The organism is Vibrio sp. 704, from assembly GCF_033339295.1.
This window is the reverse complement of the sequence record NZ_JAWOUH010000900.1, coordinates 1-543: the sequence shown is the minus strand read 5'-3', so window position 1 is coordinate 543 and position 543 is coordinate 1. Positions and strand designations below refer to the sequence as shown.

Below are 543 nucleotides of genomic sequence, written 5' to 3'. Positions count from 1 at the left end.
TGTCGATCCCATCGCTATTGCTCGCGATCATTTTTGTGGCATTCCTTGGCTTTGGTGAATTTAATATCTTGCTGGCGATTTGTTTAGCCCTGATCCCACGCTTTATTCGCTCGGTGTATATTGCCGTGCATACTGAGGTAGAAAAAGATTACATCATGGCAGCCCGCCTAGATGGCGCAAATGACTTCTACTTACTGTGGAGCTCGATTCTTCCAAACATTTTAACCGTCATTGCAGCAGAGATTACTCTCGCTCTGTCGGCGGCCATTTTGGATATCACAGCTCTTGGTTTTCTTGGCTTGGGTGCTCAAGCGCCGAGTACCGAATGGGGAGCCATTTTGGGTGATTCCGTCGAGCTGATTTACATCGCACCATGGACCGTGACGCTTCCGGGTCTGACCATCATGTTCACCGTAATTATCTTAAACTTAGTAGGTGAAGGTGTACGCCAAGCGCTGAATGCGGGGATCGAATAATGCCGTTATTAGATATTCGACATCTGACTATCGAGATCGAAACACCACAAGGGATGGTGAAAGCCGT

The 543-nt window shown here is 47.7% G+C and carries 1 protein-coding gene; it reads left to right on the top strand.

Annotated features, from left to right (window positions below):
• Window positions 1-476 (top strand): ABC transporter permease subunit (locus R7R24_RS29770; RefSeq protein ID WP_318120596.1); only part of this gene is annotated, 476 nt, incomplete at its 5' end.
• Between the last annotated feature and the right edge of the window lie 67 nt (window positions 477-543).